This window comes from Nocardia sp. 2TAF39, assembly GCF_052114905.1.
Classification (GTDB): Bacteria; Actinomycetota; Actinomycetes; order Mycobacteriales; family Mycobacteriaceae; genus Nocardia.
Map to the genome: position 1 here is coordinate 14602 of NZ_JBFRFQ010000035.1, position 26923 is coordinate 41524.

At 69.4% G+C, this 26923-nt stretch carries 25 protein-coding genes, 2 pseudogenes and 1 riboswitch; of the genes and pseudogenes, 13 read left to right on the forward strand and 14 right to left on the reverse strand.

Features of this window, described 5'->3' with window-relative positions; genetic code table 11:
- Positions 1 to 23: 23 nt before the first annotated feature.
- The 8 genes from AB4Z47_RS20795 to AB4Z47_RS20830 form a co-directional block, all read right to left on the reverse strand.
- The gene (locus AB4Z47_RS20795) at positions 24 to 524 is read right to left on the reverse strand and encodes a hypothetical protein (RefSeq protein ID WP_441952970.1); all 501 of its coding nucleotides are present in this window, start codon (positions 522 to 524) and stop codon (positions 24 to 26) included.
- Positions 517 to 2169, reverse strand: coding sequence for a dipeptide ABC transporter ATP-binding protein (locus AB4Z47_RS20800; RefSeq protein ID WP_441952971.1), 1653 nt, complete (start codon positions 2167 to 2169; stop codon positions 517 to 519). The genes AB4Z47_RS20795 and AB4Z47_RS20800 overlap by 8 nt, the downstream gene beginning before the upstream one ends.
- Positions 2166 to 3023: an ABC transporter permease gene (locus AB4Z47_RS20805; RefSeq protein WP_441952972.1), complete on the reverse strand. Its 858-nt coding sequence runs from the start codon at positions 3021 to 3023 to the stop codon at positions 2166 to 2168. The genes AB4Z47_RS20800 and AB4Z47_RS20805 overlap by 4 nt, the downstream gene beginning before the upstream one ends.
- Positions 3024 to 3097: 74 nt before the next feature.
- Entirely contained in the window at positions 3098 to 4117 is a 1020-nt protein-coding gene (locus AB4Z47_RS20810) for an ABC transporter permease (protein ID WP_441952973.1), read from the reverse strand.
- Between the two features lie 2 nt (positions 4118 to 4119).
- Complete coding sequence (locus AB4Z47_RS20815; RefSeq protein WP_441952974.1) at positions 4120 to 5736, reverse strand: ABC transporter substrate-binding protein; 1617 nt, start codon at positions 5734 to 5736, stop codon at positions 4120 to 4122.
- Positions 5733 to 6845 carry an LLM class flavin-dependent oxidoreductase gene (locus AB4Z47_RS20820; protein WP_441952975.1) on the reverse strand — a complete coding sequence of 371 codons (1113 nt, stop codon included), beginning with the start codon at positions 6843 to 6845 and terminating at the stop codon, positions 5733 to 5735. The genes AB4Z47_RS20815 and AB4Z47_RS20820 overlap by 4 nt, the downstream gene beginning before the upstream one ends.
- Positions 6842 to 7363 carry a GNAT family N-acetyltransferase gene (locus AB4Z47_RS20825; protein WP_441952976.1) on the reverse strand — a complete coding sequence of 174 codons (522 nt, stop codon included), beginning with the start codon at positions 7361 to 7363 and terminating at the stop codon, positions 6842 to 6844. Before AB4Z47_RS20825 ends, AB4Z47_RS20820 begins: the two co-directional genes overlap by 4 nt.
- A 4-nt stretch (positions 7364 to 7367) precedes the next feature.
- Positions 7368 to 7607 (reverse strand): hypothetical protein, encoded by a 240-nt coding sequence (locus tag AB4Z47_RS20830; RefSeq protein ID WP_441952977.1) that lies wholly within the window; start codon positions 7605 to 7607, stop codon positions 7368 to 7370.
- Between the two features lie 190 nt (positions 7608 to 7797).
- Positions 7798 to 7891, reverse strand: a riboswitch (SAM riboswitch).
- Between the two features lie 258 nt (positions 7892 to 8149).
- Between AB4Z47_RS20830 and AB4Z47_RS20835 the strand changes: the two genes are divergently transcribed.
- On the forward strand, positions 8150 to 8299 hold the full coding sequence (locus AB4Z47_RS20835) for a hypothetical protein (RefSeq protein ID WP_441952978.1): 150 nt from the start codon (positions 8150 to 8152) through the stop codon (positions 8297 to 8299).
- Between the two features lie 52 nt (positions 8300 to 8351).
- Here AB4Z47_RS20835 and AB4Z47_RS20840 read toward each other — a convergent pair whose 3' ends face one another.
- The 6 genes and pseudogenes from AB4Z47_RS20840 to AB4Z47_RS20865 all read right to left on the reverse strand — a co-directional run bounded on the left by AB4Z47_RS20840 (position 8352) and on the right by AB4Z47_RS20865 (position 12452).
- Positions 8352 to 9524 (reverse strand): glycosyltransferase, encoded by a 1173-nt coding sequence (locus AB4Z47_RS20840; RefSeq protein ID WP_441952979.1) that lies wholly within the window; start codon positions 9522 to 9524, stop codon positions 8352 to 8354.
- Between the two features lie 35 nt (positions 9525 to 9559).
- The gene (locus AB4Z47_RS20845) at positions 9560 to 10309 is read right to left on the reverse strand and encodes an LppM family (lipo)protein (protein ID WP_441953019.1); all 750 of its coding nucleotides are present in this window, start codon (positions 10307 to 10309) and stop codon (positions 9560 to 9562) included.
- 115 nt (positions 10310 to 10424) lie between these two features.
- Positions 10425 to 11228, reverse strand: coding sequence for a carotenoid biosynthesis protein (locus tag AB4Z47_RS20850; RefSeq protein WP_441953020.1), 804 nt, complete (start codon positions 11226 to 11228; stop codon positions 10425 to 10427).
- An 86-nt stretch (positions 11229 to 11314) separates the two neighbouring features.
- Positions 11315 to 11641: pseudogene (locus AB4Z47_RS20855) on the reverse strand (phytoene desaturase family protein); the annotation flags it as partial.
- A gap of 27 nt (positions 11642 to 11668) precedes the next feature.
- Positions 11669 to 11833, reverse strand: a pseudogene (locus AB4Z47_RS20860) (NAD(P)-binding protein); the annotation flags it as partial.
- 7 nt (positions 11834 to 11840) lie between these two features.
- A complete protein-coding gene (locus AB4Z47_RS20865; protein ID WP_441952980.1) occupies positions 11841 to 12452 on the reverse strand; it encodes a GNAT family N-acetyltransferase in 612 nt (203 codons plus the stop codon).
- A 169-nt stretch (positions 12453 to 12621) separates the two neighbouring features.
- On the opposite strand from AB4Z47_RS20865, the gene AB4Z47_RS20870 reads away from it, so the two are divergent.
- The 12 genes from AB4Z47_RS20870 (at position 12622) to murG (ending at position 26909) form a co-directional block, all read left to right on the forward strand.
- On the forward strand, positions 12622 to 13062 hold the full coding sequence (locus tag AB4Z47_RS20870) for an SAV_6107 family HEPN domain-containing protein (protein WP_441952981.1): 441 nt from the start codon (positions 12622 to 12624) through the stop codon (positions 13060 to 13062).
- A 125-nt stretch (positions 13063 to 13187) separates the two neighbouring features.
- On the forward strand, positions 13188 to 13613 hold the full coding sequence (locus AB4Z47_RS20875) for a DUF3040 domain-containing protein (RefSeq protein WP_441952982.1): 426 nt from the start codon (positions 13188 to 13190) through the stop codon (positions 13611 to 13613).
- A 419-nt stretch (positions 13614 to 14032) separates the two neighbouring features.
- Entirely contained in the window at positions 14033 to 14464 is a 432-nt protein-coding gene (mraZ, locus tag AB4Z47_RS20880; RefSeq protein ID WP_039797118.1) for a division/cell wall cluster transcriptional repressor MraZ, read from the forward strand.
- A gap of 184 nt (positions 14465 to 14648) precedes the next feature.
- The gene (gene rsmH / locus AB4Z47_RS20885; RefSeq protein WP_441952983.1) at positions 14649 to 15623 is read left to right on the forward strand and encodes a 16S rRNA (cytosine(1402)-N(4))-methyltransferase RsmH; all 975 of its coding nucleotides are present in this window, start codon (positions 14649 to 14651) and stop codon (positions 15621 to 15623) included.
- 127 nt (positions 15624 to 15750) lie between these two features.
- Positions 15751 to 16581 carry a hypothetical protein gene (locus AB4Z47_RS20890; protein ID WP_441952984.1) on the forward strand — a complete coding sequence of 277 codons (831 nt, stop codon included), beginning with the start codon at positions 15751 to 15753 and terminating at the stop codon, positions 16579 to 16581.
- Complete coding sequence (locus AB4Z47_RS20895; protein WP_441952985.1) at positions 16578 to 18473, forward strand: peptidoglycan D,D-transpeptidase FtsI family protein; 1896 nt, start codon at positions 16578 to 16580, stop codon at positions 18471 to 18473. Before AB4Z47_RS20890 ends, AB4Z47_RS20895 begins: the two co-directional genes overlap by 4 nt.
- Positions 18474 to 18676: 203 nt before the next feature.
- Positions 18677 to 20260 carry a UDP-N-acetylmuramoyl-L-alanyl-D-glutamate--2,6-diaminopimelate ligase gene (locus AB4Z47_RS20900; protein WP_441952986.1) on the forward strand — a complete coding sequence of 528 codons (1584 nt, stop codon included), beginning with the start codon at positions 18677 to 18679 and terminating at the stop codon, positions 20258 to 20260.
- Complete coding sequence (locus AB4Z47_RS20905) at positions 20257 to 21798, forward strand: UDP-N-acetylmuramoyl-tripeptide--D-alanyl-D-alanine ligase (RefSeq protein WP_441952987.1); 1542 nt, start codon at positions 20257 to 20259, stop codon at positions 21796 to 21798. The genes AB4Z47_RS20900 and AB4Z47_RS20905 overlap by 4 nt, the downstream gene beginning before the upstream one ends.
- Positions 21795 to 22871 (forward strand): phospho-N-acetylmuramoyl-pentapeptide-transferase, encoded by a 1077-nt coding sequence (mraY, locus tag AB4Z47_RS20910; protein WP_441952988.1) that lies wholly within the window; start codon positions 21795 to 21797, stop codon positions 22869 to 22871. The genes AB4Z47_RS20905 and mraY overlap by 4 nt, the downstream gene beginning before the upstream one ends.
- A 47-nt stretch (positions 22872 to 22918) precedes the next feature.
- Entirely contained in the window at positions 22919 to 24361 is a 1443-nt protein-coding gene (gene murD / locus AB4Z47_RS20915; protein ID WP_441952989.1) for a UDP-N-acetylmuramoyl-L-alanine--D-glutamate ligase, read from the forward strand.
- On the forward strand, positions 24358 to 25800 hold the full coding sequence (ftsW, locus tag AB4Z47_RS20920; RefSeq protein ID WP_441952990.1) for a putative lipid II flippase FtsW: 1443 nt from the start codon (positions 24358 to 24360) through the stop codon (positions 25798 to 25800). The genes murD and ftsW overlap by 4 nt, the downstream gene beginning before the upstream one ends.
- Positions 25797 to 26909 carry an undecaprenyldiphospho-muramoylpentapeptide beta-N-acetylglucosaminyltransferase gene (gene murG, locus AB4Z47_RS20925; RefSeq protein WP_441952991.1) on the forward strand — a complete coding sequence of 371 codons (1113 nt, stop codon included), beginning with the start codon at positions 25797 to 25799 and terminating at the stop codon, positions 26907 to 26909. The genes ftsW and murG overlap by 4 nt, the downstream gene beginning before the upstream one ends.
- Positions 26910 to 26923 lie beyond the last annotated feature (14 nt).

The window sequence follows — 26923 nt, forward strand, 5'->3', positions numbered from 1 at the left end:
TGCCTGGTCGGTTTCTTCGGCCATCAGTACCGGCCCTTCCCATCGATCTGGTTCCGCAGCGCGAGATGAGTGCCCGCACCGGCCACGTCCGGTGCGAGGAACAGCGCGTGCTGCCACAGCGCGGTGTGCTGCCCGTCCGACGACCGGCGCGCTCGCCGCTCCCTCTCCGTGCGGACCGGAGCGACGGTGCCGACATGCGCGGTAGTGGGAGGCATTTCGGCGGGATGCGGCGCACGCGATTGGGCGCGCCACCACCGTGCCGGACCTGCATCGGCAGCCACGTGGTGGGCCCGGGCGGTGTGCGGCGCGGGAGAGGATTCGTTGCCGGTGCCGACCCGTTTCCGATTGGTGAAGGCGGAGTACACCATCAGGGCGATCTTTTTCGGTCTGTGCCACCAGGTGCCCGGCCGACGGCCGGTGGTGGGTTCCGGAGTGTGGAGTCGGTCGGTCGCGGCGTGTTCCGCTCCGCTCCGGCACTGTGGCCTGGTCGGCACCCGGCTGGGGCAGTAGGTTCGCTCAGACATCAGGATGCTCCCTTCGCGAGGGCGGGTTGGGGATGGCCGACAGCAGTTCGCGCGTGTAGTCGTGCCGCGGGTTGTCGAAGATGTCCGCTGTGCGGCCGGCTTCGACGATGCGGCCGCGCCGCAGCACCGCGACGTGGTCGCTGATCCGGCGGACCACCGCGAGATCGTGCGAGATGAACAGGTAGCTCAGCGCCAGCTCGGCCTGCAGGCGGTCCAGCAGGTCGAGGATCTGCGCCTGCACCGAGGCGTCCAGCGCGGCGACCGGTTCGTCCAGTACCAGCAGCTCCGGGTGCAGGGCGAGTGCCCGCGCGATGGCGACGCGTTGGCGCTGTCCGCCGGAGAGCTCGGCGGGGCTGCGCCGTGCGAATCCGGTCGGTAACGCGACCTGCTCGAGCAACTCGGCCACTCGGTCCCGCCTGGCCGATCGGTCCCCGACGCCGAACGCCCGCAGCGGCTCCTCGATGATCGACCCGACCCGCCAGCGCGGATCCAGCGAGGCGTACGGGTTCTGGTACACCACCTGGAATCGCTTGCGCAGCACCCGCAGCCGCTCGCCGCGCGCCTTCGTCAGCGCCTGTCCGTCGAAGGTGACCTCGCCGCTGTCGGGTTCGGTGAGCCGCAGCGCGATCCTGGCCGTGGTCGACTTGCCCGACCCGGATTCGCCGACCAGCGACAGGGTTTCGCCGCGGTCGAGCTCGAACCCGACTCCCGCCACGGCGGTCACCGCGCCACCTCGGTGGGGGTATGTCTTGTGCACCTGACGCAGGACGAGCAGCGGCTCGCCCTCGCGCGCCCTGGGCGTGCGGTAGGCGCCTGCGGGTGCGAGGCTCGGCGAAGCGGCCAGCAGGCGCTTCGTGAACGGGTGCCGAGGTGCGGCGAGCAGGTCGGCGGTCGGGCCGGTCTCCACGACCTCGCCGCCGCTGAGCACGACGAGCCGATCCGCACGCTCGGCGGCCACCGCCAGGTCGTGGGTGATCAGCAGCACCGCGGTGCCGCGCGCCGAGATCTGCGCCGCGAGCCCGTCCAGCACCCGGCGTGCGACGGTGGTGTCGAGAGCGCTGGTGGGCTCGTCGGCGATCACCAGGTCCGGCTCGCAGGCCAGCGCGGTCGCGATCAGCACACGCTGGCGCTGCCCACCGGACAGCTCGTGCGGATACTGCGCCGCCCGCAGTTCCGGGCGGTCCAGCCCGGCGTCGGCCAGCAGGTCGACCGCCCGCACCCGCGCTGCCCGCCGTTCGGCCATCCCGTGCACCACCAGCGCTTCGGCCACCTGATCGCCGACTCGCCGCACCGGATTCAGCGACAACCCGGGATCCTGGGGGACGAAGCCGATCCTGGCCCCACGTAGTCGGCGCAGCGCGCGCTCCGAGTCGGTGTCGACGACCGCACCATCGAAGGTGACGGTTCCTCCGATGATCTCGCCGGTCGCGCCGAGCAGCCCGATCACCGCCTGAGCGAGGGTGGACTTGCCGGAGCCGGACTCGCCGACCAGCGCCACCACCTCGCCGCGAGCCACGCTGAGTGAGACACCGGCCAGCGCGGTGACCGGCCCCGAGTCGGACCGATAACGGACGCGCAGATCGTCGACGCGCAGCAACGAAGTCGCGGTGTCGGCCGTTACGCTCGGAGAATTGGTGTCGTTCATAGGTTTTCGCTCCTTCCGACAGCGCGGCCGAGGCGCTGGGCGGCGAGGACCACGGCGACGATCACCAGGCCGGGAAGCGTGGTCATCCACCAGGCGGTGGCCAGATAGTTGCGGCCCTCCGAGATCAGCGAGCCCCATTCCGGCGTAGGCGGTTTCGCGCCGTAGCCGAGGAAGCTCAGCGCCGACACCGAGAGCACGGCCATGCCGAACTCGACCGCCGCCAGTGCCAGCACCGGCTGGTAGGAATTGGGCAGCACGTGCCGGGCCAGCACCGTGTACCAGCGAACGCCCGCGGCATGGGCCGCCTCCACGTACACCACCTGGCGAACCCGCAGCACCTCCGAACGCATGACTCGTGCGAAGTTGGCCACCAGCGAAACACCCACCGCGACGGCCACATTGCGGGTGCCGAAGCCGAGCGCGGTCACCAGCGCCAGCGACAGCAGCAACGCTGGGATGGACAGCAGCACGTCGACCACCCGCATGACGATCGTGTCGACGACACCGCCGATCGCGCCCGAAAGCAGACCGAGGACCGACCCGGCGACAAGGGCGATGCCTACCGCGGCGAGGGTCGCGGTCAGTGAGAGTCCGGCACCGTGCACCATTCGGGTGTATAGGTCCCGTCCGAGATTGTCGGTGCCGAACCAGTGTTCGGCACCCGGCGCCTGGAACTTCTGCGCGGGCACGCCGGTCAGCGGGTCGCCGCCGGCGAACACCGACGGTGTCAGCGCCCACCCTACGGCGAGTAGCGCGACCGCGCCCGCCACCACCAGTCCGATATTGTCCCGCAACAACTTCCAGAGCAGGAACGGTCGGTGCAGATTGCGGCGTTCCTCGATCGCGTCAACCATGGGCGGGTACCCCTTCGGCGAAGTGCGTGCTCGGCGCGCGGCGTGTCGCTGTACGTTCGGGGAAGTCGAGTGCGTCAGGCACGGATGATCGCCTCCTCGGCGGCGGCTGTCGTGGCGGTGTGCTCGGTCTCGTTCCGCCGGTCCGGGGCGGCGGAACGGGACCGCGCGGCAATACGTGGGTCGAGCAGCGGATACAGCAGATCCACCACGAGGTTCACGCTGACGAACACCACCGACGTGAACAGGACGATGCCCTGTACCACCGGGATGTCCTGGGCCAGAACGGCGGTCTGGGTGAGCCGTCCCACGCCCTGGCGGGCGAACACCGTCTCCACCACCACCGATCCGGCGAGCATATTGCCGACCAGGACGCCCGCGATGGTGAACGCGGGCACGCTGGCCGGGCGCAGCACGTGGGTGCGTTGCACCCACCAGCGCGACCCGCCCTTGGCCAGCGCCACGTCGACGAACGGCTGTCGCCAGGTGGTTTCGAGCCCGACCGTGAGTACCTGCGCGATCACCGCGCCGATCGGCACGGCCAGGGTGAGTGCGGGCAGCACGGTGCCGGCGACGCCGTGTCCACCGAACGCAGGCACGAGCCGCCAGTGGAACGAGAACAGTTGCAGCAGGAGCAGTCCGGTCCAGAAGGTCGGCACCGACACCCCGAGCGAGGGCAGCGCGGACAAGGCGTTGCGCAGCCACGGACGGCGGATATAAGTCGCCGCGAACGCCGACGTCACACCGCCGAGGATCGCGAAGAGCAGGGCGGTGCCGGTCAATCCGAGGGTGGCCGGAATGGCGTCGCCGATGGCGTCGGTGACCGGCTGCCCGGTCGCGATGGAATGCCCGAGATCGCCGTGGACGGCGTGCCCGAGCGCGGTCCGATACTGCTCCCACAGCGGTCGATCCAGTCCGTACCGGGCCTGCAGCTCGGCGATGGCGGCTTTGTCCACCGGTGTACCTACTCCGCCACCGTCGGCCGCGATCGAGACCGGGTCGGCGGGCAGCAGGTAGAGCACGACGAACGACACGGTGAACGCCGCCCACAGCACCCAGATCGCCTGCAGCGCCCGCAGGGCCAGATAGCGCGGCACGTCTACCGCCCGCTCAGCCAGGCGTCGAAGAACTGGAGGCGCGCGGAGGCTTCGAACTTCAGATCCTGGGCGGACGCGCTCGCGCCGATCGCCTGGGATAGCTCGATGGTCGGAATCCACAGCCCGGCATCGAGGATGTGCTGCTGCGCGGTGCGGATGAGCGCGTTGCGCGCGGCGGTGTCCGCGGTGCTCAGCTGCTTTTCCAGCACGTCGTCGAGCGCGGGGATGCGCTCGCGCGCGTTGAGGTTGCGGCCGTCGACACCGAAGGTGGTGCGCAGGATGTCGCCGTCGGCGCGGGTGGAGTTGTAGTAGGCGGCGTCGAAGTCCTTGGTGTTCTGCCGCGCCGTGGTTTCCGCGACCGATACCAGATCCAGTTTCAGTTCGACGCCGACCTGCCGCAGCTGCTGCTGCACCAGTTCGATGATCGCCTGGTTGCCCGCGAACACCTGACTGAAGAGCACCGAGAACGAGAGTCGCTCACCGTTCTTCGCTCGGATGCCGTCGCCGCCGGGCACCCAGCCCGCCTGGTCGAGAAGGGCGCGCGCCTTGGCGGGGTCATAGGCCAGCTGCGCCGAGAGGTCCTCGTAGCCGGGTGTGCTGCTCGCCAGCGTGCTGGTCGCGGATTTGAATTGCGGGCCGAGCACGGTGTCCACGAGCTGTTTGCGGTCGATCGCGGGCAGCAGCGACTGACGCACCGCGGGATCGCGCAGTGGCCCGCGGGTGACATTGGTCTGGAAGCCGAACGGCACACCCGGGTTGGCGGTGCTGAGCACCCGTCCACCTGCTGCCTCGATCTGTGGCGCGTCCTGCGGCAGCGCGTCGCTGATCGCGTCCAGCTGCCCGGAGGCCAGGCTGCCGGTGCGCACCCCGGATTCGGGCACTACGGTGAACTCGATCTTGTCGAGGTAGGCCTCGCCGCGGTGCGCGAACACCGCCGAACCCCAGTGGTAGCCCGCGCGTTTGGCGAGCGTCGCCGAGGCGTCCTGGCGGTAGCTCGTGTAGGTGAACGGCCCGCTGCCGACGTTGTCGCCGCGGCAGCGTTGCTCCGCGGGCTCGGCCGTGGTCACGTCGGCCAGGATGCCCAGTTGGGTGGTCGAGGATGCCTGCAGGAACTGCGCGTTGGGCTTGCTGAACTCCACCCGTGCGGTGAGCCGGTCGACGGCGGTGGTGCCGGTGTAGTTGGTGAGATAGCTGGCGCCCAGCGGCGATTTGGCCGAGCCGAGCTTGACGATCGAATCGAGTGTGTTGCGCACCGAGTCCGCGGTGAGCGGCGTGCCGTCGCTGAAGGTGACGCCCTCGGTCAGGTGGAAGGTGAACACCGTGGCGTCCGGGGTCACCTCCCAGTTCTGCGCCAGCCACGGCTTCAGCTCACCGGTCGCCGGGTCCTGGTCGGTCAGGGAGTCGACGATCTGCCGTGTCACGTAGAGGGTTTGGTTGGTTCCCGCCTGCGCTGGGTCCGAGCAGGTCGGCGCCTGGGACAGGCCGTAGCGCAGGGTGCCACCCGGTCGCGGCGGGCCCGCATCGCCGCCGGATGTGGCCGAATCACTGCCGCAGGCGGCCACGGTGGTGGCCGCGGCGAGCGCGCCGGCGAGCGCGACGATTCGGTCGGTTCGGATCACGGTGCAACTCCAGATATTTCGGTGCGGACGAGCTCGTCGTTCGAGGCGGGATCGGGGGCGGCGACGCCGGTCGCCAACGGTCGGCTGGGAATGCGCCGGCGCAGTTCGGGCGCGACCTCGGCCTGGAAGAGCGCGAGGCTGTCCAGGTACTGCCGCTCGCTGCGTCCGTCGCGTTCGGCGGCCAGGTGGATCACCTCGTGGCCGAGCCGCTCATGCTGGCGGCCGACCTTGTCGACCACTTCTTCGGGACTGCCGATCAGGGCCGAGCTGCGGGCGACGAAGTCGTCCAGCGTTTCGAACACGATGGGCAGGTCGAGCCTGCGCGCCGACGTCAGCCGCGCTTCGAAAATCGGCCGGTAGGTCTCGCGCGCCTCTTGGGAGGTGCGTGCCACGTGGAATCCGGTGGTGCCCGCGCCGACGAGCGCGTCGGCCGGGTCGTGTCCGTAGAACGCCCACCGCTCCCGGTAGTGGCGCACCAGCTCGGCGTACGGCTCGATCGGATTGGTGACGTTCGCCGAGAACAGCGGATCACCGTGGCGCGCGGCGAGTTCCACCGATTCGCGGCTGGTGGCGCTGCCGTGCCAGATCCGAATCTTCGGCTGGCACGGCCGCGGCAGCGCCTTGGCCTCCTGCAGCGGCGGACGGAATCGTCCGGCCCAGGTGACGCTGTCACTGGCCCACAGCGCACGTAGCAGCTCATAGCCTTCGCGGTTGCGGTCCCACTGGTCGTCGGTGGTGACGTGGAACAGCTGCGCTTGCGCGGCACCGTTGCCCTTGCCGATGATCAGCTCCAGCCGTCCGCCGGACAGGTTGTCCAGTGTCGAGTAGTCCTCGAAGGCGCGCACCGGATCCAGCAGGCTCAGCGTGGTCACTGCGGTGAACAGTGTGATCCGGGAGGTGACGGCGGCGAGATGGCTGAGGATCACCGGCGGCGCCGCGGACAGGAACGGATCCTCGTGCCGCTCGCCGACGGCGAACCCGTCGTAGCCGAGTTCCTCGGCGAGCCGGGCCTGTTCGACGACGGTGCGCAGGCGCTCGCGGGTGTCGGGCAGCGTGCCGGTGTTCGGATCCGGTACCCGCGTGACGAGGGTGAACAGCAGGAACTTCATGCGGTCGCTCCCAGGGCGTCGGCGGGCAGATATTTCTCGAACGGGTGTTGGCCGATCTGTTCCGCGGGCAGGTGCGGGTCGTAGCAGGCGGTGTATCCGGCGGCGAGGTAGAGGCCGACGGCCTCGGGCTGACGCGGACCGGTGGTGAGGTAGATGCGCCGGTAGCCGCGGCGCGCGATCTCGGTCTCCAGATGGTCGAGTACGAATCGCCCCAGCCCTTGCCTGCGGTGCTCGCGGGAGGTCCAGATCCGCTTCAGCTCGGCGGTTTCGGTGTCGTAGCGCTGAAAGGCACCACCGGCCACCGCTTCTCCGTCCCTGGTGACGATCAGCATGGCGCCGTGCGGCGGCGTGAACGCCGAGGCCGGGTGGTTGCGCAGCGAGGTATTCACCTCCCCTGGCGTGCGGCCGTAGCGGCTGCTGTATTCGATGGCGAGCTCGGCGAGCAGCGCTGCGGCGAGCAGATCGGTCTGGGCCACGCGGTGCACGCGCAGTACCGCGGTCGATAGCTGTGATGTCATCGGCTCAGCCCGTGATGTACTGCGCGAATGGGCGGGTCCCAGCCGGAATGGGGGCGAGGTTGCGCACGAATCGGACGAGCAGGATGAGCGCGATGGCGCTGATTACCCAGCGCCAGGGGTGGCGGGTCTTGGCGACGATGGGCGCTGCGGTGGACGGGGGAGGTGCGGCGATGGCGTCGGGCTTGCCGGGCGTCGTGGCGTCCGGAGCGCCTTGCCCGGCTTCGGGTGCGGCGAACGCACTCATGACGGGGTCCTTCTGGGGGGAACGAACGAGACAACGCCGGGGGTGGCGGTCGCATCACCCGGCCAGCGACGGGTGCACAGGCTGGCTGTGGGAGGGGCAGCTACGACAGCTCGCGGAGGTGACTTTGCACTGGTCGATGTGGCGACGGGCCCAGCGGAGGCCGCGGGCAGTAGAGATGATCACTTCGGTTCCTCCATCGGTCCCGGCAGAAGCACCCGCACCCGGTGACCGGGGGGTTGCTGCGACGTCGACGAGCCAGGTCTCTCGGTCGCTCTGGATGGTTGATGTCGACCCTCGGTCAGCCGATACCGGGGTCGAGCCGAATCATCATGCCCAGTAAGTGAACCCTGGAACAAGAGAAGCAATCACCGTGAACGTAGACCTTGCCGCTCGCGGATTCAGCGGAACTTTGCGGTAGCTAAATGTGCGCTGTCGGCGGGGGTGAGCATCTCCGGCGCGTAAGCCCGATTACGGTGCAGGTCACCGAACGCCATAGGGCCCGATGCAGCCTACGCCCTCGCCGGTGCTGGGAGACAACGGCGGTGCGTGCATTCGGCATCGACCAGTTCCGGTACTCGACCGCGGCGGCATTCCGCCTGGACAACACCCTTATGTCGCGCACCGGCGGTGGCGGGTGTCCGTCCGGGTTCTGCTTCTTCCCACCGACGGTCGGAATCTTCGCGGTCCCGTGACCGTCCCGCTGGCGGAACGCGACCGCTGTGGGGGTGTGCTTTCAGCGGCCCGCTACCCGGATCCGAGCGGGCGGCCTTTCCAGCGCAAGATGCCCTGGCGGCGGGCGCGGTGCGAGCGCACCCATAGCAGAAGATACGCCCCGACCGAGATCGGATGCGCCAGGGCGGCAACGACGTCCGCGCCCGCGAGCGGGCCGCCGGTCTCCGTGGAACGGGCAAGCAGCCTGCTCATGACGGCGGCGAGATAGCCGAGCAAGCCAGCGCGGCGGATCGCGCCTCTGCCGAGCATCGCCGCCACCGGCGGCACCCAATACGCGAGGGCAGCAAGCAGTCCCACCGCCGCCCCGCCGGGAATAGTGCCGCCATAGGCCGACCACAGCCAGCGGGTGTAGCCCGCGTCCAGTTCGGCCGCGCCTCGATACATTCTGGTTCGCGCCAGCGGCCCCGCGGCCACCACTGCGGTGGAATGCTCGGCCCGGCGCAGAATTCGGGCGAGATCGAGGTCTTCGGTCACAGCCGCGGACACTGCGGCGTGCCCCCCGACGGCGCGGTAGGCGGCGTTGTCGAACACCAAGAACTGGCCGCAGGCCACCGCCGTGGACGGGCGCGGGCTGCGATTGGCGGCGGTGATCGGCAGCGTCGCGGCCCACGACCAGCACAGCAGCGGTTGCAGCACGGCTTCGACCACCGACCCGGCCAGCTGCAGCGGCCACGGCGACACCAGATCGACACGTCGCCTGCGCAATTCGCCGACCGCCGCCGCGATGGCGGCGGGCGCGAGGCGCACATCGGCGTCCAGGAAGACCAGCACCGGCGTGTGCACCTCCTCGGCCAGCCGGGCGCATGCGGCGGTCTTGCCGGTCCAGTCGGGCGAGGGTTCCGACTCGGTGCGCAGCAGGGTGAATCGCGAGTCGCCGTCGATCGTCGCGCTCGCGGCAGCGGAGGTGTCGTCGCTCGATGCGTCGTCGAGGATGCGCACGGACATGCGCGGGATGCGCACCTGGGCGCGCAGATCAGCGATCAATCCGGGTAGCCGATCGGCCTCGTCGCGCGCCGGGACGCACACCGTGACCGGCTCGATCACTGTGGTGGGCGTACTGGCCAAACGGCGTACGGTGATTCGATTGTAGAGGGCGATTCCCGCGCCCAGCGCCGCGAGCGCCGCAGCACACGTCACGGGGATCGAGGTCGCGGACGAGGTTTTCGGCCGATCGGAACTCACCATGTGCGCCACGCTATCCCGGCGCACCGACCAACCGCTCAGCGATTTCGCGTCACCGAGCGCCACCATCGGTTCAGGGAGAAACCGGCTTCGGGTGCGCCGCGCGCGGCGGGGTTGCGATCCATGTATGACATAGCGGCGATGATGGCGGCCACGGCCAGGGTGATGCCGCCGACGATGCCCGCCCAGCCCGCGAACGAGCGGGTGTTCGGATCGGCGTAGCTGACCTCGGCGCGCAGCGTGGAGACGTCGCCGGGCGGCAGTTTCCAGGAGACGATGTTGTCGCCCTCGCGGCTGCCGTTGGTCTTCGCGACGCGGGCCGGGAACGCGATGGTGAACTGCACGTCGGAACCGTGCGGCGGAACGGATTTCAGATCGACCCGGCCGGTGAGGCTGACCAGATCGCCGGTCCGCTGGAACTGCAGCTGGAACATCCCCTGGGTCTGCTCGGACAGCTGCCCGAGCTGCTGCACCTCACCGAACGACAGATCATCGAAGAACACCTGGCTGCCGGTATAACCGTCCTGCGCGTACGCCTCCACCCGTACTTTCGCGGCAAGCGTCTCAGGCGCCTTCAGTTGCGGGCCCTTGTCGTTGGGGTCGGCGGGCACGACGGCGGCGACGATCCGACCGGACACCCGGTCGTTGGACGAGAGACCCATCGAAACCTGGACCCGCAAGCAGCCCGCGAGTACCGGGGCGAGCAACGCCGCCAGCAGGACGGCCGCGGCGATACGCACGCCGCGGCGTGGTGTCCGCTGCTGCGGAAGTACCGGGGCATCGGGCATCGTGGTGACGGGACTCGGCTGCACGGGTGACATCGTGCCAGGCCAGATGTCCCGAATGCCACGCGACGGTCGCAACCCGCGCGTCGGCGTGGCGCGGCCGGCGCATCGGGTCAGGTCAGCGCCGCGACCGGGCCGACAGAACCAGAAGCGGGACGCCGAGAACACCCATACCGGCGAGGCCATACCACCCGGAATACGGAAGGCCCAGGAACACCGCGTGTGCCAGCGCCGACCCGAGCCATGTCCACAGAAACATCGCGATCGGGACGGCGAACGTGGTCACGCGGCCACCAGCCGGGGCAGCATCGGGCGCCGTTTGCTCCCACACCGCGAGCAGACCGGCCATGATGAGCGCGACGCCGAACCACCCCAGATAGTTCGTGTACGGGATCTGTCCGAGCCCGGGCAGCCCCGAGTCGGTGTCGCACCAGGTCCACTGCGCGTCGGCAACCATTTGCGGGTCGAGGAACAGATCCCAGCCCACCGCGCCGACCGCGGTCAGAGCGATACGCGACGCCGTCCGCCGGGACACCATCCCAGCTACCACCCACACCGGGTACACCCCGCCGGTCCAGGCCAGCGCAACGATCACTGGCACCCCGAGCTGCGCGGGACCGAGCCGGTCGACCGCGTACTCGTAACAACCGAAGGGCGCCCCCGTCGCCGTGCCGACCACTTCGGCCAGCAGTCCGAGCCCGGATACGAGCACTGAGAACCCGACGGCGTAGCGAATTCCCCGGATTGCCGTGGCATGGGCCAGCGCAGTTCCCGCGGAGAGCAGCACGATCACAACCGTGATCCGGTCACGCGCGTCGCCGGAGGTCAGCGGGTAGCCGATCTGCGCGCAGACCGTCAGCGCGGCACAGGCCAGCGGCAACAGAAAGCGCGCCGAACGAGGTCCGAGCGGGTGGTCGGGGATGGTCCCGGTGGTCTCCGCCGTGTGTTCGAGCGACGGCTCGGCCACCCCGGGGCGCCCAGTCGCCGGCGGCGGATCGGCCGGGTTCGTCAACGCCCGCGCCACCGGGAGAATCGGTGGCGGCGCGGGTCACGGAGGGCGCAGGCGGCAGCTGTGCGGCCACTCGCACCGGAGACGCCGCCACCCGGATGGGTGGACGCGCCGGTCGGATACAGCCCGGGGGCACCGGGTACCCGCTGTCCGGACAGCTCGGGCAGCGGTCGCCACAGCATCATCTGGTCCAGCGACATCTCCACGTGCATGACGTTGCCGCCGATCAGTCCCAGCTCGCGCTCGAGATCCACCGGTGTCTGCACGTGCCGGTGTAGCACCGAGTCGGCGAAACCGGGTGCGTACGAGTCGACTTCGGCGATGATCCCGGTGTGCCGGATCATGATGTGCGCCGAGGAACCTCGATCGACTCGATGGCCGACGAACCGTTCCACCGTCGACACGGCGCTGCCGAGCACCTCGTCGCGTTCGAGTACCTCGACCGCATGCCCGGCGCGTGCCAGATAGCACGCGGCGACGAGGGCATTGTGGCCTGAGCCGACGACGACTACCGTCACGTGACCCTCACAGCGGCAGTCTCCTGCCGAGGATCGCGAACGGCCGATTATCGCCTGCGAACACGAAATTCCGCACCACGTCGGTGAATCCCTGCCTGCGGTAGAGCCGCCAGGCGCGGTTGTCCTCGCGATCGACCTCCGGCGTCGACAGCAGCACCGCGCGCTCGGTCCGGCCGCTCAGCAGCCGTTCGAGCAGCGTGGCACCGATGCCGAGGCCTTGCGCGGACGGATGCACATGCAGTTCGGTGAGCTCGAAATAGTCCGAGAGCAGTTCTCGCGCGGAGTGTTCCGGCCAGCCGGAGCGGCGCATCCCGCTGTGTACCTGCTGGTGCCACCACTGGTGGGCGGCGCCGCGGTAGCCGTAGGCGATCGCCACGATGGGGGCGGAGCGCAGATCGATGTGACCGGAGTCGTCGGGCACCACGGCGGCCACCGCCTGCCAACCGGGCCGGGTGGTGTGCTCGGTCCACATCGGCGCGCGATGGTGCTCGGTGCCGCGGGGATAGTCCATCGCCGCGACATAGACCGCCAGCGCGTCGTGCAGCCGGGAGCGCAAGTCCCTGACCGAGAGGTCGACGACGGCGGGTGCGGGGGTGTGATTGGGCTTGACGGCGGTCATGGCTCTCGTCGGCCGCGCAGGCGCGGAAGTTTGTCGGTGGGCGTCTCTATATTCAAGCTCAATTCAAACGTTCGAATACCTGTTCGGTCCGCGCGGTGCTGGAAAGCGGTGTGGCACGCCGCCTCAGCGTAAGTACGGGCTGCGGTGCGCGATTGTGGAGGGACGGCTGATGTCTGGTCGAGTGGAAAATCCGGGGCAGCCCGGCCGGGCCGGCAAGCTGCTGCAGCGGGCGGACGGTTTGCTCATGCAGGCGGCGGGGGAGCGGGATCCGCGCGAACGGTTCCGCACCGCCTACCTGGCCGCGTTGCGCGGTGCGGGCGCGGTGCTCGCGCTCACGGGCGCTGACGCCGCGCCCCGGGCGCGCTCGCGGAACGCATGGGTGCTCATGCAGCGCGCCGCGCCCGAGTTCGTGATGTGGTCGGACTACTTCAGTTCGCGCTCGGAGATCCGCGCTGCGCTGGAGGCGGGGCTGGACCGGGATGTCGACGATCTCGAGGCCGATGAGTTCTCTTCGCGGGTGGGCGCATTCCTCCATGATGTGGAAGATCTGCTGTCCGCCTCGGTCAGGTTGCGACCCGCGCCGGGATGGACCGGCGGCATGACCGCTTAGTTATCGGCGAGTAGGTGGTACGGCCCTGATCTAACTCGTATCATTGGTGACAGATAGCCGCCAAGGTCGGCTATCTGTCGCCTACCCGGAGGCGACAGCCACGTCCTAGTGCCGGGGGAGGTACCGTGCCACTCTCCGAGCACGAGCAGCGCATGCTCGAACAGATCGAGAGCGCTCTCTATGCTGAGGATCCAAAGTTCGCCTCGTCCGTCCGCGGTGGGCGGCTTCGTTCGACCTCGAGTCGTCGCAGACTCCAGGCCGCGGCGTTGTTCGTCCTCGGCCTATTTCTTCTGGTCGCCGGCATCGCAGCACCCGTGAAGCCCGGCGGCTTCCCGATCATCAGCCTGATCGGTTTCATCGTCATGTTCGGTGCGGGCGTGCTCCTGCTGCTCGGCAGCTCCAAGAGCACCGCCAAGAACGACCGGTCGGGCGGCGATGCCGCCTCCGGTGGCCCGGGCGGCGGATCGAGCGGACGCGGGCGCCAGCGCAAGTCCGGTGGTTTTTCCGAGCGTATGGAAGACCGGTTCCGGCGGCGGTTCGAGCAGGAATAGCTCGCCCCGTGACCTGATATCGGCAGCACAGACGGCGACGCCGCACCGAGATGGTGCGGCGTCGCCGTCTCACGCCTGTTGACGGGTGTCGCTCAGATGATCTTCGCGCGGGGGAGTTCCGAGGCTCCCCACACCTCCCCACCCCCATCCCCACAACGCCCCACGCACCGGTTGGGCAGGGCTGCACGAGAGGGTTTGCTGGGTGTTTTCGGAGGTTTAGTCAGGGGGCCTGCGCGTGTCGGCAGAACTCGCAAGAAGTTCTCCACCCCAGTGATAGCTGGGATGACCTGCGGAATCATCTGGGTCGGGAGCCAGATCACCGCATGTTTCGATTGAAAGTGGGGGAAAGTGGGGTAATGTGGAGCGCGCAGTTACTGAAAGGGCCGACCAGCGAGGTGATCGACTAGGGAGGTATCGAGATGTTTCTCGGTACCTACACACCGCGCTTGGACGACAAGGGGCGACTCACGTTGCCTGCGAAGTTTCGAGACGATCTGGCGGGAGGGTTGATGGTCACGAAGGGTCAGGACCACAGCCTTGCCGTGTACCCCAAGGAAGAGTTCACCGCGCTCGCCCGGCGGGCCGCGGCCGCGTCTCGAAGCAATCCGCAGGCACGCGCGTTCGTCCGGGCGCTCGCGGCCGGAACGGACGAGCAACGTCCGGACGCGCAGGGTCGGATCGTGTTGTCGGCCGACCATCGTCGCTACGCCAACCTGCAACGGGACTGCGTGGTGATCGGCTCGGTCGATTTCCTGGAGATATGGGACAAGCAGGCGTGGGAGTCCTACCTCGCCGAGCACGAGGAGGACTTCTCGCAAGCCAGAGACGAGTCGCTGGGCGGAATCTTCTAGCCCTGAGCGAGCGAGTGCCGCGCGGTCTCTGCCCGGGCGCGGACCCTGACGTACTTCCCCGACGCCAGGTGCCGAGGTTCGGTCAGAGACCACGGGGCATTCGTATCCGTATCAAAAGCACTGTGTATCAAGGCGACCCGTGTGCGGTGCGCGACGACGCGAGGCAGGACTCCGGGAGGTCGAGGTGAACCGTGAACAGCACGGCCCCCGCCATGTTCCGGTTCTGCTCGAGCGGGCCGACGCGCTGCTCGGTCCTGCCTTGCGCGAGTCGGGTGCGGTCTATGTCGACGCAACCCTGGGTCTCGGCGGCCACGCCGAGCATTTCCTACACACCTACCCGAACATCCACCTGGTCGGACTGGACCGCGACACCACTGCGCTGAAGCTGGCGGGAGAGCGGCTCGAGCCGTTCGCGGATCGAGTCACGTTGGTGCACACCCGCTATGACGGCATTGCCGACGCGCTGACTCAGGCGGGGCTGCCGACCACCGGCTCGGTCTCGGCGATCCTGATGGATCTGGGCGTCTCGTCCATGCAACTCGATGAGACCGACCGCGGCTTCGCTTACTCCGTCGACGCGCCGCTGGACATGCGGATGGACCCGACGACCGGTCACACCGCCGCCGACGTGCTCAACACCTACAGCCACGGCGACCTGGCCCGGGTGCTGAAAACCTACGGGGAGGAACGCTTCGCGAGCCGGATCGCGGCCGAGGTGGTCCGCCGTCGCAGGCAGAAGCCGTTCACCACCAGCGGCGAGCTGGTGGAACTTCTTTACGCCACGATTCCCGCGGCGGCCCGCCGCACCGGCGGACATCCGGCGAAGCGCACTTTCCAGGCGCTGCGGGTGGAAGTCAACAGCGAACTCGACTCGCTGCGGGACGCGTTGCCCGCCGCGCTCGCCGCGCTGCGGCTCGGCGGCCGCATCGTCGTCATGTCCTACCAGTCGCTGGAGGACAAGGTGGTCAAGCAGGAGCTCGCGCCGCGCACGGTCTCCAGGACCCCGGTGGACCTGCCGGTCGAACTACCCGGCATGGGGCCGGAGTTCCGGATGCTGACCCGCGGTGCGGAGAAGGCAACCGAGCAGGAGATCGAGGAGAACCCGCGGGCGGCTCCGGTGCGGATGCGCGCAGCGGAGCGGATCCAGGAGGCGCGGTGAGGGACCATCGCGCAGCGCCGTGCCGCGCCGAGCGGGTGCGGGTGTCCCGCAGAGACACAGGAGGCCGGACGAGACAGCATCGCGCTGTGTCGATCCGGCGTCCCGTGCGGACAGAGGAGGGGAACCGATGAGCGTGCGGACGCGGACCGTCGAGGCGCCGGGCCGGATCGCCCGGCGGGTACAGGATGCCGAGCGGGTGAAATCCGGTGCGGCGCAACGAGCTTACGCACGGCGGCGGATGCGCGCCGAAGGCCGTTCGGACCGGGCGGTTGTGCCCGCCGTGCGGCGCTCGGCGATGGCCGCGCGCATCCCGTTCGTCACGGCCATCATCGCGCTGCTCGGCTGTGGCCTCGCGCTGACCCTGCTGCTGACCACCCGTGCCGCCGAGGACAGCTACCAGCTCGGCGACGCGCGAGCGACCAACCGGAAGCTGGCCGACGAGCGCGCCGCGCTGCAGCGGGAGGTCGAGGCCGCCGATTCAGCGCCGGAGCTGGCCGCACGAGCGCGCGAACTCGGCATGATCCCGGCCAAGGACCCGGCCCGCCTCGTCATCGCGCCGGACGGCACTGTCACGGTGATCGGCAAGCCGACTCCCGCCCAGGGCGCTCCGGTGCCGCCGCTGAACGTTTCGCCGTCGGCGCAGCCGGGTAGCGTGCAGGCCAGGGGCGAGCGGGTGGTCCCGGTCACCACCACGCCTGCCGTGCCTGCGCCGGGCCAGAAGAACACAGAGCAGCAGAACAACATCCAGGTGAACGCCGCGCCCGCGAGTCCGGGCGGTCCGGCGCAGACCGGTCCACTGCCCGCCGAACCGGCGCCGCAGGCAGCGGGCCCGCAGCAGCAGGCGGAAGCATCGCCGCCGCAGGCGGAGGTGCCCCAGCGGCAGGCGGAGGCGGAGGCACCGCAGTCGCCGGTCGAGACGCCGCAGCCGCAGGCCGTACCCGACGGATCCCCACGATGACGCAGACCAGGCCGGCGCCCCGCCGGCGCCGTGGGCCTGCCGCGTCCGGAGCCGGCAGACCGCGCCAGTCCGCGCCGCCCGCCTCGGACGGGCCGCTGCGGCTGCGCCTCGGTGTCGGCCGGGTGGTCATGCTGGTCGCGCTCGCCGTCGTCGCGCTGCAACTGCTGTGGGTGCAGAGCGTCGCGGCGCCGGGTCTGTCGGCGCGGGCTGCCAGCCAGCGCACCACCCACCAGCCCGACCAGGCGACCCGCGGGCCGATTACCGATCGCAACGGCAAGTCGCTCGCCTTCACCATCTCCGCCAAAGCCTTGACCTTCCAACCGGTCCGGGTCCGCAAGGAGCTGGCGGACGCCAAAGCCAAGAGCGACAAGGCGCCTGATCCGGATGAGCGACTGCGCGCCATCGCGCGCACGATCCACGAGAAACTCGGTAAGGACGCGCCCGCGGAATCGGACTTGCTTGCGAAGCTGCGCAGCGACGAACAGTTCGTCTACCTCGCCCGCAATGTCGATCCGCGTATCGCGGCGGAAATCACCGAGAAGTTCTCGCAAGTGGGCTCCGACCAACAGAGCATCCGGGTGTATCCCGGTGGCGCGCTGGCGGCGAACGTCGTCGGCGCCACCGGGTGGGACGGCCACGGCCAGGTCGGACTCGAGTCGTCGATGGACTCCGCGCTGGCGGGTACCGACGGGTCGCACACCTACGATCGCGGGTCCGATGGCGCGGTCATCCCCGGGAGCTGGCGAGATGAACAGCCCGCGGTGAACGGTTCCGCCGTCGAGCTCACCTTGGACTCGGACCTGCAGTACTACGTGCAGCAGCAGGTGCAGCAGGCCAAGGAGGTATCCGGCGCGAACGGCGCGTCGGCGGTCGTCCTCGACGCCAAGACCGGCCAGGTGCTGGCGATGGCCAATGACAACACCTTCAATCCGGCGCTGGGACCGCAGAATTGGGCAGGCGCCGAGTTGAACAATCCGTCGGTCTCGGACGTGTTCGAGCCGGGCTCGGTGAACAAGATCATTACCGCCTCCGCGGCCATCGAGTACGGCTTGACCGATCCCGACGAGGTGCTTCAGGTACCTGGTGAGATCCAGATGGCAGGCGTCACCGTCCACGACGCGTGGTCACACGACGTAACGCCCTACACCACGACCGGCATCTTCGGCCGGTCCTCCAACGTGGGCACGCTGATGCTGGCGCAGCGGGTCGGCGAGAACCGATTCGCCGACATGGTGAATCGGTTCGGGCTGGGGCAGCGCACGGGGATCGGCTTGCCGGGGGAGAGCCCGGGGCTGGTACCCGACCGCGATCAGTGGTCAGGTGGTACGTTCGCGAATCTCCCGATCGGACAGGGTCTCTCGATGACGACGTTGCAGATGGCGAGCATGTACCAGGCCATTGCCAACGACGGCGTGCGCATACCGCCGAGAATCGTCAAAGCCGAGATCGCACCGGATGGCAGGCGAACCGAGGAACTGCAGCCGGACGCGGTGCGGGTGGTGAGCCCGAAGACCGCGGCGACATTGCGGACGATGTTCCAGGCGGTCGTGCAGCGTGACGCGATGAACGCCAACCAGAACGGCACAGGTTGGCCCGCGGCCGTCACGGGCTACCAGGTGGCGGGCAAGACCGGGACCGCACAGAAGGTCGACCCGGACTGTCAATGCTATTCGACATCGTCGTTCTGGATCACTTTCGCGGGTATGGTCCCCGCCGACAATCCGCGCTACGTGATCGGCCTCATGCTCGATGCGCCCGAACGCAGCTCCGACGGCAGCGGTGGTGGTTCGGTGGCGCCGCTGTTCCATAACATCGCCTCGTGGGCGCTGCAACGTGATCGCATTCCTCCGTCGCCGGGGCCCTCCAAGCGTTTCGTGCTCCAGGCGGGGTGATTCGGCCACCCCGCTCGATCCGTGCTCACCCCGGCCCTGCCGGGGGCCTCACATGTGCCGCGTGGCGCGGCACGCGCGGGATGGCGGAGCCCGTAGGGTTCGGTGGTGACCTACCACTTTGCGGTGGGGCGCATGGTCCCGCCGTGATCGGTCGCCGGTAACCTGACACGTCGATCGCTGCCCCCGAAAGGAGCCTGGTTTCTGTGCAGTCCGGTCAACCGCGCGCATTGCGGCCAGAGCACTCGCCGACAACGCCGCTGGCGTCGCTGGCCGCCGTCATCGGGCCAGGAACGAGCCTCGATCCGGCTGCGCGTGGGGTGTCGATCACCGGCATCGAGCAGCGCTCGAACGCCGTGCTGCCCGGTGATCTGTTCGCCGCGCTGCCCGGTGCCCGGTCGCACGGCGCCCGCTTCGTGCGGGACGCGGTCACGCGGGGCGCCGTCGCGGTGTTGACCGACGCGGCGGGCGCGGAGTCGGCGCGGGAGCTGGACGTGCCGGTGCTGGTGCGGGAGAACCCGCGCAGGGTGCTCGGGGACCTGTCGGCGGCGATCTACGGCAACCCGTCCGAGCGGTTGCGCATCATCGGGATCACCGGGACCTCGGGCAAGACGACGACCTCCTATCTGGTGGAGGCCGGTCTGGCCGCCGCTGGGCTGTCCACGGCGCTGATCGGGACGATCGAGACCAGGATCGGCGGCAGGCGGGTGCCCAGCGCGCTGACCACCCCGGAGGCGCCCCAACTGCACGCGATGTTCGCACTGATGGTCGAGCAGGGCGTGGACGCGGTGATCATGGAGGTGTCCAGCCACGCACTGGCGCTGGGCCGGGTGGACGGTGTGCGGTTCGCGGTCGGCGCGTTCACCAACCTGTCCCAGGACCACCTGGATTTCCACGCCGACTTCGAGGACTACTTCGCCGCCAAACGCAGGTTGTTCGAACCGGATTCGCCGGTGGCGGCACGCGCCGCGGTGATCTGCGTGGACGACGAGTGGGGGCGGCGGCTCACCGAGGTTGTCGCGAGTCCGATCACCGTGTCCACCAAGCGATCCGCCGACTGGAGCGTTTCCGGCGCGGTGTCGGCGCACGGCGGCGAGCAGGATTTCACGGCCTCCGGTCCGCAGGGGAATGTTTCCGTGCGGCTGCGGCTTCCCGGCCACTACAACATCGCCAACGGGTTGCTCGCGGTCGCCGTGTGCGCCGCGGCGGGGGTCGAGCCGTCGGTCGCCGCTCCCGCCCTGGCCACCGTGGACGTGCCGGGCCGGATGCAGCGAGTCGAGCGCGGACAGGACTTCCTGGCGATCGTCGACTACGCGCACAAGCCCGCGGCGCTGCAGTCCGTGATCGCTACGCTCCGTGGACATCTCGCCGTGGGCCCCGTGGGACGGCTCGCCGTGGTCGTCGGCGCGGGCGGTGACCGCGACGCGGGCAAGCGACCGCTGATGGGGTCGGTCGGCGCGCGGGGCGCCGATCTGCTGATCATCACCGACGACAACCCGCGCACCGAGGACCCGGCGGCCATCCGCGCCGCCATGCGCTCGGGAGCGATGGACGTGCCGGAGGTGGAGCGCGGCGAGGTGCGCGAGATCGGTGATCGGGCCGAAGCGATTGCGGCAGCGGTGACATGGGCGCGCCCCGGCGACGTGGTGCTGATCGCGGGCAAGGGACATGAGGCAGGGCAGGAGATCCAGGGCGTGAAGCATCCGTTCGATGACCGCGAGGTGCTCGCGGCCGCATTGGAAAGACGAAGTCCGCAAGGTAACCACGCGGAGGACTTGACGGTTTCATGATCGAGATGACACTGCGGGAGATCGCGGACGTCGTCGGCGGCACGCTGCACGACGTTCCCGACCCGGAGGTGCGAGTGACCGGCGCGGCCGAATTCGATTCGCGCCGAATCGGTTCCGGTGATCTTTTCTTGGCCCTGCCGGGGGCGAGCTCTGACGGCCACGACTACGCGGGTGCGGCGATCGCCGCGGGTGCGGTCGCGGTTCTCGCGGCACGGCCGGTGGGTGTGCCCGCCATCGTTGTCGCTCCCGACCCAGGCTCGGTGCCCGCGAATTCGGTTGCGCTGTCCCATGATTCGGATGGTTCCGGCGCCGCTGTGCTCGCAGCGCTCGCGGCGTTGGCGCGTGCGAGCGTGTCGCGCCTCGTCGCGGACGGTGGTCTCACCGTCGTCGGCGTCACCGGCTCCTCCGGCAAGACTTCCACGAAGGATTTGCTGGCCGCGGTGCTGGCCCCGCTCGGGCCCGTGATCGCCCCGCCGGGATCGTTCAACAACGAGCTGGGCCACCCCTGGACCGCGCTGCGCGCCGACGCCGAGACCCGCTTCCTGGTACTCGAGATGTCCGCCCGCGGTCCGGGCCACATCGCCGCGCTGGCCGAAGTGGCGCCGCCGAGCATCGGGGTGGTGCTCAACGTCGGCACCGCTCATCTCGGCGAGTTCGGCAGCCGGGAAGCCATCGCCAAGACCAAGGGCGAGCTGGTCGAGGCGCTGCCCTCGACCGGGCTCGCTGTGCTCAACGCCGACGATCCCCAGGTCGCCGCGATGGCCGCGCGCACATCGGCACGCGTGCTGACCGTCGGGCAGGCCGGGAATGCCGACATCCGCGCCACCGACATCCGGCTCGACGACCAGGCTCGGGCCGAGTTCACCGTGCACACGTCTGCGGGCGCCGCCCCGGTGCGGTTGGCCGTGCACGGCGAACACCATGTCGGCAACGCGCTGTCCGCGCTCGCGGTCGCACTGGAATGCGGGGCGGATCTGGACACCGCGGTGCGCGCGCTGTCCGGTGCGCACGCCGCGTCGGCCCGGCGGATGGACGTGCGGACGACCGCCGACGGGATCACCGTGGTCAACGACTCCTATAACGCCAACCCGGACTCGGTCCGCGCCGCACTGAAAGCGCTGGTGAGCATGGCGCGCGCGGGCGAGACGCCGCGCCGCAGCTGGGCCGTGCTCGGCGAGATGGGCGAACTCGGTGCGGAATCCGTCCTCGAACACGACGCGATCGGCAGGCTCGCCGTGCGGCTCGACGTCAGCCGCGTGGTGGTGGTCGGCACCGGAAGGCCCTCCCGCGCGCTGCACCAGGGAGCGGTGATGGAAGGGTCATGGGGCGAGGAGTCGGTCCTCGTACCGGATATCGAGGCGGCGATCGCTCTGCTCGACGAGGAAGTCACGGCGGGTGACGTGGTGCTGGTCAAGGCATCGAAATCGGTGGGCCTGTGGGAGGTCGCCGAACATCTGACCGAGGCGGGTTCCGTGGCAGGCCGGCGCGGCGGCGCGACGGGCAGCGGGGCGGGACATGACACGGAGGCAGCAGGATGAGGCAGATTCTCTTTGCCGCGGCGATCGCGCTGACGGTCTCGATCCTGCTCACCCCGCTGTTGATCAAGATGTTCGCCAAGCAGGGTTTCGGCCAGGAGATTCGGGTGGACGGCCCCGCCAGCCACCAGGCCAAGCGCGGCACCCCCACCATGGGTGGCGTTGCCATTCTGGTCGGACTATGGGCTGGATATCTGGGCTCTCATCTGATCGGCATCGGTTACGACGCCGAGGGACCGTCGGCGTCGGCGTTGCTGGTTCTCGGTCTGGCGACCGCCCTCGGCGCGGTGGGCTTCGTGGACGACTTCATCAAGATCCGTAAGCAGCGCAACCTGGGGTTGACCGCGGCGGGCAAATATCTCGGTCAGCTGTCCGCAGCCGTGATCTTCGGCGTGCTCGCGTTGCAGTTCCGCGGCGCGGGCGGGCTGACCCCAGCCAGCAGGCACCTGTCCTACGTGCGTGACATCAGCACGGTGACCATGGGCGTTGTCGTGTTCCTGGTTTTCGTGTGCTTCGTGGTGGTCGCATGGTCCAACGCGGTGAATCTCACCGACGGACTGGACGGACTGGCTGCCGGATCGATGAGCCTGGTGCTCGGCGGGTACGTGATCATCACGTTCTGGCAGTACTACCACGCGTGTGAGACCAAGCCGGAGACCGGCTGCTACAACGTTCGCGATCCGCTGGATCTCGCACTGGTGTGCGCTGCGGGCGCCGCCGCGTGCGTCGGCTTCCTGTGGTGGAACGCCGCCCCGGCCAAGATCTTCATGGGTGACACCGGTTCGCTGGCATTGGGTGGCATGCTCGCCGGTTTGTCCATCACCACCAGGACCGAGCTGCTGATGATCGTCATCGGCGCGCTGTTCGTTGCCGAGACGGCGTCGGTGGTGTTGCAGGTCGCGGTGTTCCGTACGACGCGTAACCGGTTGTTCAAGATGGCGCCGTTCCATCATCATTTCGAACTCAGCAAGTGGGCCGAGACGACCGTGATCATCAGGTTCTGGCTGTTGGCCGCGATGGCCTCGGCCGTCGGTCTCGGTTTGTTCTACAGCGAATACCTCTCTGCGGTCGGGTGAACGAGATGGTCGAACATTCTCCGAAAGCACTACGTTCACCGGGGCCCATGCTCGAATTCCTCCGCGGCCGTGATGTTCTGGTCGCCGGCTGGGGCGTTTCCGGGCGCTCGCTGGTCGAACCGCTGCGCGATATCGGCGCGCGTCCGGTGGTCACCGACGGCGGCGCCGCGGCGCTGTCCGAAGCCGCGGAGCTCGGACTGGATGTGGCCACCTGCGCCGAGCTGGAATCCGCGGACTGGAGCCGGTTCGCATTGGTGATCACCAGCCCGGGCTGGCGGCCGGACTCGCCGGTGCTCGCCTCCGCGGTGGCCGAGGGCACGCCGGTGTGGGGTGACGTCGAATTCGCTTGGTGGGTCGATCAGGCCAGGATCTACGGCCCGGTCCGCAAATGGCTGGTCGTCACCGGAACCAACGGCAAGACCACGACCACGCAGATGACCCACGCGATCCTGCGCGCGGCAGGTATCGCCAGCGTCGCCTGCGGCAACATCGGCCTTCCGATCCTGGACGCCCTGCGGCGTAGTCCCGGCCCGCAGGTGCTCGCGGTCGAGCTGTCATCGTTCCAGCTGCATTGGGCGCCGTCGGTGCGCCCGGAGGCGGGGGTAGTGCTCAACGTTGCCGAGGATCACCTGGATTGGCACGGTGGTCTGGACGCGTACGCCGCAGCGAAGGCGCGGGCGCTGGTCGGCCGCGTCGGCGTGGTCGGTCTGGACGATCCCGTCGCGGCCTCGCTGGCGCGCAAGTCCAAGGCGCGCAGGACGGTGGGCTTCCGCATCGGCGTGCCCGCCGACGGCGAACTCGGCGTAGTCGACGGCAAGCTGCTCGATCGCGCGTTCACCAAGGCCGCCATCCTCGCCGAGGTCGGCGACATCAGCCCGCCCGGCCCCGCCGGTGTCGCCGACGCACTCGCCGCGTCCGCGCTGACCAGGGCGATCGACGTCGCACCGCAGTTCGTTCGCGAGGGCCTGATCGAGCACAAGGTCGGCCCGCACCGTGCCGCATTCGTGCGGGAGCTGGCCGGTGTCGAGTTCGTCGACGACTCCAAGGCCACCAACCCCCATGCCGCGCGGTCATCGATCCTGGCGCACCCGCAGGTGATCTGGGTGGCCGGTGGACAGCTCAAAGGCGCGCACGTCGAGGACCTGGTCGAGGAGGTCGCCGACCGGCTGGTCGCTGCGGTGCTGATCGGCGCCGACGCGCCGGTGATCGCGGCCGTGTTGGCGCGACACGCGCCCGAGGTCCCGGTCGTCGAGCTGCTCGCGGGAGACGATGCAGAGATGGGTGACGAAGCGTCGAGAACCGCCGCGGCCGACGCCGTGATGGCCCACGCCGTGCGCGCGGCGGCCGGATTCGCCCGCAGCGGCGACACCGTGCTGCTGGCTCCCGCCGCCGCGTCACTGGACATGTTCGCCGACTACACGCACCGGGGCCGCAGCTTCGCCGCGGCGGTGCATGCCCTGGAAGACGGGGACATCGGGCGGCGGCTATGACGGAATCGGCGCGGCGCAAACGTACGGCGGCCACTCGGTTCGGGGCCTGGCTCGCGCGGCCACTCGCGTCGTTCCATCTGGTGGTCACCATCGCTACCCTGCTCACCGTGCTCGGCCTGGTGATGGTGCTGTCGGCCTCCAGTGTCGAGGCGTACGCGGACGGCGGATCGGCCTACTCGCTGTTCATTCAGCAGGCCATGTTCGCCGCGGTCGGGACCGTGCTGTTCTATCTTGCGCTGTGTATCCCGCTGCGCCGGCTGCGGCAGTGGTCGTTCCCGCTGTTCGCGCTGTCGGTGCTGGCGCTGCTGCTGGTGCTCATCCCCGGCATCGGGTCGGAGGTTCAGGGTGCACGGCGGTGGTTGATGCTCGGGCCGGTCTCGGTGCAGCCGTCGGAAATCGTGAAGGTGACGCTGGTGGTGTGGGGCGCGCACCTGCTGGTCTCCCGCCGTTCCGAGCACGCGAGCCTCAAGGACATGCTGGTTCCGCTGGTCCCCGCCGGTCTGCTGGTATGCCTGCTCGTCGTGCTGCAGCCGAATCTGTCCACCACCATCGCGCTCGGCGTGGTGCTCGCGGCACTGCTGTGGTTCGGTGGTCTGCCGGTGCGGCTGTTCGTGACGATCGCACTGTCCGGCGCGATCGCCGCCGGGGTGCTCGCGCTGTCCGCCGGCTATCGCTCGGATCGGATGCGCGCGTTCTTCAATCCGGGTGACGACCCGCAGGGCATCAACTACCAGGCGCGCCAAGCGCTCTACTCGCTGGCCGACGGTGGCATCTGGGGCCGCGGCCTAGGACAGAGCCGGGCCAAGTGGAGCTACCTGCCCAACTCGCACAACGACTTCATCTTCGCGATCATCGGCGAAGAGCTCGGCTATCTGGGCTGCGCGCTGGTGCTCGGCCTGTTCGCGCTGTTCGTCTACACCGGTCTGCGCATCGCCGCCCGCTCGGTGGATCCGTTCCTGCGGCTGCTCACCGCAACCGCGACGACCTGGATTACCGCGCAGGCGCTGATCAACATCGGCTACGTGGTCGGCCTGCTCCCGGTGACCGGCTTGCAGCTGCCGCTGGTCTCCGCGGGCGGGTCGTCATTGGCCATCACGCTGTTCATGTTCGGCATCATCGCGAACGCGGCCAGGCACGAGCCGGAGGCGGTGGCGGCGCTGCACGCCGGGCAGGATGGTCGGTTCAGCAGACTGCTGCGGCTGCCCAAACCCGAGGTCTACCGGGCGAGCGCGGCCCGCGCCGGGACCGCCCAGCGCGGCAGGTCGCCTGCTGCCCGCAGGTCATCGGCGCTACCGACTGGCGAGCGTGCGGCTTCCGGCGCGGCGCCGGCGCGGCGCCGGTCGCCCGAGAGCCGTGGCACCAGCTCGGCACGCGCCACCAGGGCATGGGAACCCAGTTATCCGGTCAATCACGCAAGAGAACGGGGAAGATCTAGGTGATCTCGGTAATCGTCGCGGGCGGCGGTACGGCGGGCCACATCGAGCCGGCACTGGCGGTGGCGGACGCATTGCGACGGCTCGACGATTCGATCCGGGTGACGGCGCTGGGCACCGAACGCGGGCTGGAGACCCGCCTGGTTCCGGACCGTGGCTATCCCCTCGAGCTGATTCCCCCGGTTCCGTTGCCGCGCAAGCCCACCGCCGATCTGGTGCGCTTGCCCGGACGGGTGCGGGCATCGGTGGCCAGGACCCGAGCGGTGATCGATGCGGTCGACGCCGACGTGATCATCGGCTTCGGCGGATATGTGGCCCTACCCGCGTATCTCGCCGCGGGCACGGGCGTGCTGCGCCGTCGGCGTGCGGTGCCGGTAGTGGTGCACGAGGCAAATGCCAAAGCGGGCATCTCGAACATGATCGGTGCGCGCCGCGCCGCGCGGGTGCTTGCCGCCGTTCCGGATTCGGGCCTGGGGAACGCCCAGGTCATCGGCATTCCGGTGCGCGAATCGATTACGAGCCTGGACCGTGCCGCGCTGCGTGCGGAGGCGCGCGCCCACTTCGGTCTGCCCCCCGAAGGGCCGGTGCTGTTGGTATTCGGCGGTTCTCAGGGTGCGCGAACCCTGAACGAGGCCGTGTCCGCCGCCGCACCGCAGCTCGCCGCGGCAGGCATCTCGGTGCTGCACGCGCATGGGCCCAAGAACACGCTCGCGCTTGCCGAATCCGCCGATTCCGGCGCGGGCGGCTCCCGCTATGTGGCGGTGCCGTACCTTTCCCGGATGGACCTCGCCTATGCCGCCGCCGACGCGGTGGTCTGCCGGTCGGGCGCGATGACGGTCGCGGAGGTCTCCGCAGTCGGGCTGCCCGCGTTCTACGTGCCGCTTCCGCACGGCAACGGGGAGCAGGAACTCAACGCGAGACCGGTGGTGCGCCAGGGGGGTGGCAGAATTGTCCCCGATTCGGAACTGACGCCCAAGTATGTGACCGATGAGGTGATTCCGCTGCTCATGGATCCCGCAGGGCTGATCGAGATGGGCCGGGCCGCCGCAGGCGCCGGGCACCGCGACGCCGCCGACGAGGTGGCGCGGATCGCGATGGAGGTGGCGCGCCGGTGAGCGAGCGTCAGCGA

Excerpts from the sequence above, each read along its gene's own strand:
- AB4Z47_RS20795 (WP_441952970.1), bottom strand. The coding sequence starts at position 524 with ATGTCTGAGCGAACCTACTGCCCCAGCCGGGTGCCGACCAGGCCACAG.
- AB4Z47_RS20800 (WP_441952971.1), bottom strand. The coding sequence starts at position 2,169 with ATGAACGACACCAATTCTCCGAGCGTAACGGCCGACACCGCGACTTCG.
- AB4Z47_RS20805 (WP_441952972.1), bottom strand. The coding sequence starts at position 3,023 with ATGGTTGACGCGATCGAGGAACGCCGCAATCTGCACCGACCGTTCCTG.
- AB4Z47_RS20820 (WP_441952975.1), bottom strand. The coding sequence starts at position 6,845 with ATGAAGTTCCTGCTGTTCACCCTCGTCACGCGGGTACCGGATCCGAAC.
- AB4Z47_RS20825 (WP_441952976.1), bottom strand. The coding sequence starts at position 7,363 with ATGACATCACAGCTATCGACCGCGGTACTGCGCGTGCACCGCGTGGCC.
- AB4Z47_RS20830 (WP_441952977.1), bottom strand. The coding sequence starts at position 7,607 with ATGAGTGCGTTCGCCGCACCCGAAGCCGGGCAAGGCGCTCCGGACGCC.
- AB4Z47_RS20840 (WP_441952979.1), bottom strand. The coding sequence starts at position 9,524 with ATGGTGAGTTCCGATCGGCCGAAAACCTCGTCCGCGACCTCGATCCCC.
- AB4Z47_RS20845 (WP_441953019.1), bottom strand. The coding sequence starts at position 10,309 with ATGCCCGATGCCCCGGTACTTCCGCAGCAGCGGACACCACGCCGCGGC.
- AB4Z47_RS20865 (WP_441952980.1), bottom strand. The coding sequence starts at position 12,452 with ATGACCGCCGTCAAGCCCAATCACACCCCCGCACCCGCCGTCGTCGAC.
- AB4Z47_RS20870 (WP_441952981.1), top strand. The coding sequence starts at position 12,622 with ATGTCTGGTCGAGTGGAAAATCCGGGGCAGCCCGGCCGGGCCGGCAAG.
- mraZ (WP_039797118.1), top strand. The coding sequence starts at position 14,033 with ATGTTTCTCGGTACCTACACACCGCGCTTGGACGACAAGGGGCGACTC.
- AB4Z47_RS20890 (WP_441952984.1), top strand. The coding sequence starts at position 15,751 with ATGAGCGTGCGGACGCGGACCGTCGAGGCGCCGGGCCGGATCGCCCGG.
- AB4Z47_RS20895 (WP_441952985.1), top strand. The coding sequence starts at position 16,578 with ATGACGCAGACCAGGCCGGCGCCCCGCCGGCGCCGTGGGCCTGCCGCG.
- AB4Z47_RS20905 (WP_441952987.1), top strand. The coding sequence starts at position 20,257 with ATGATCGAGATGACACTGCGGGAGATCGCGGACGTCGTCGGCGGCACG.
- mraY (WP_441952988.1), top strand. The coding sequence starts at position 21,795 with ATGAGGCAGATTCTCTTTGCCGCGGCGATCGCGCTGACGGTCTCGATC.
- murD (WP_441952989.1), top strand. The coding sequence starts at position 22,919 with ATGCTCGAATTCCTCCGCGGCCGTGATGTTCTGGTCGCCGGCTGGGGC.
- ftsW (WP_441952990.1), top strand. The coding sequence starts at position 24,358 with ATGACGGAATCGGCGCGGCGCAAACGTACGGCGGCCACTCGGTTCGGG.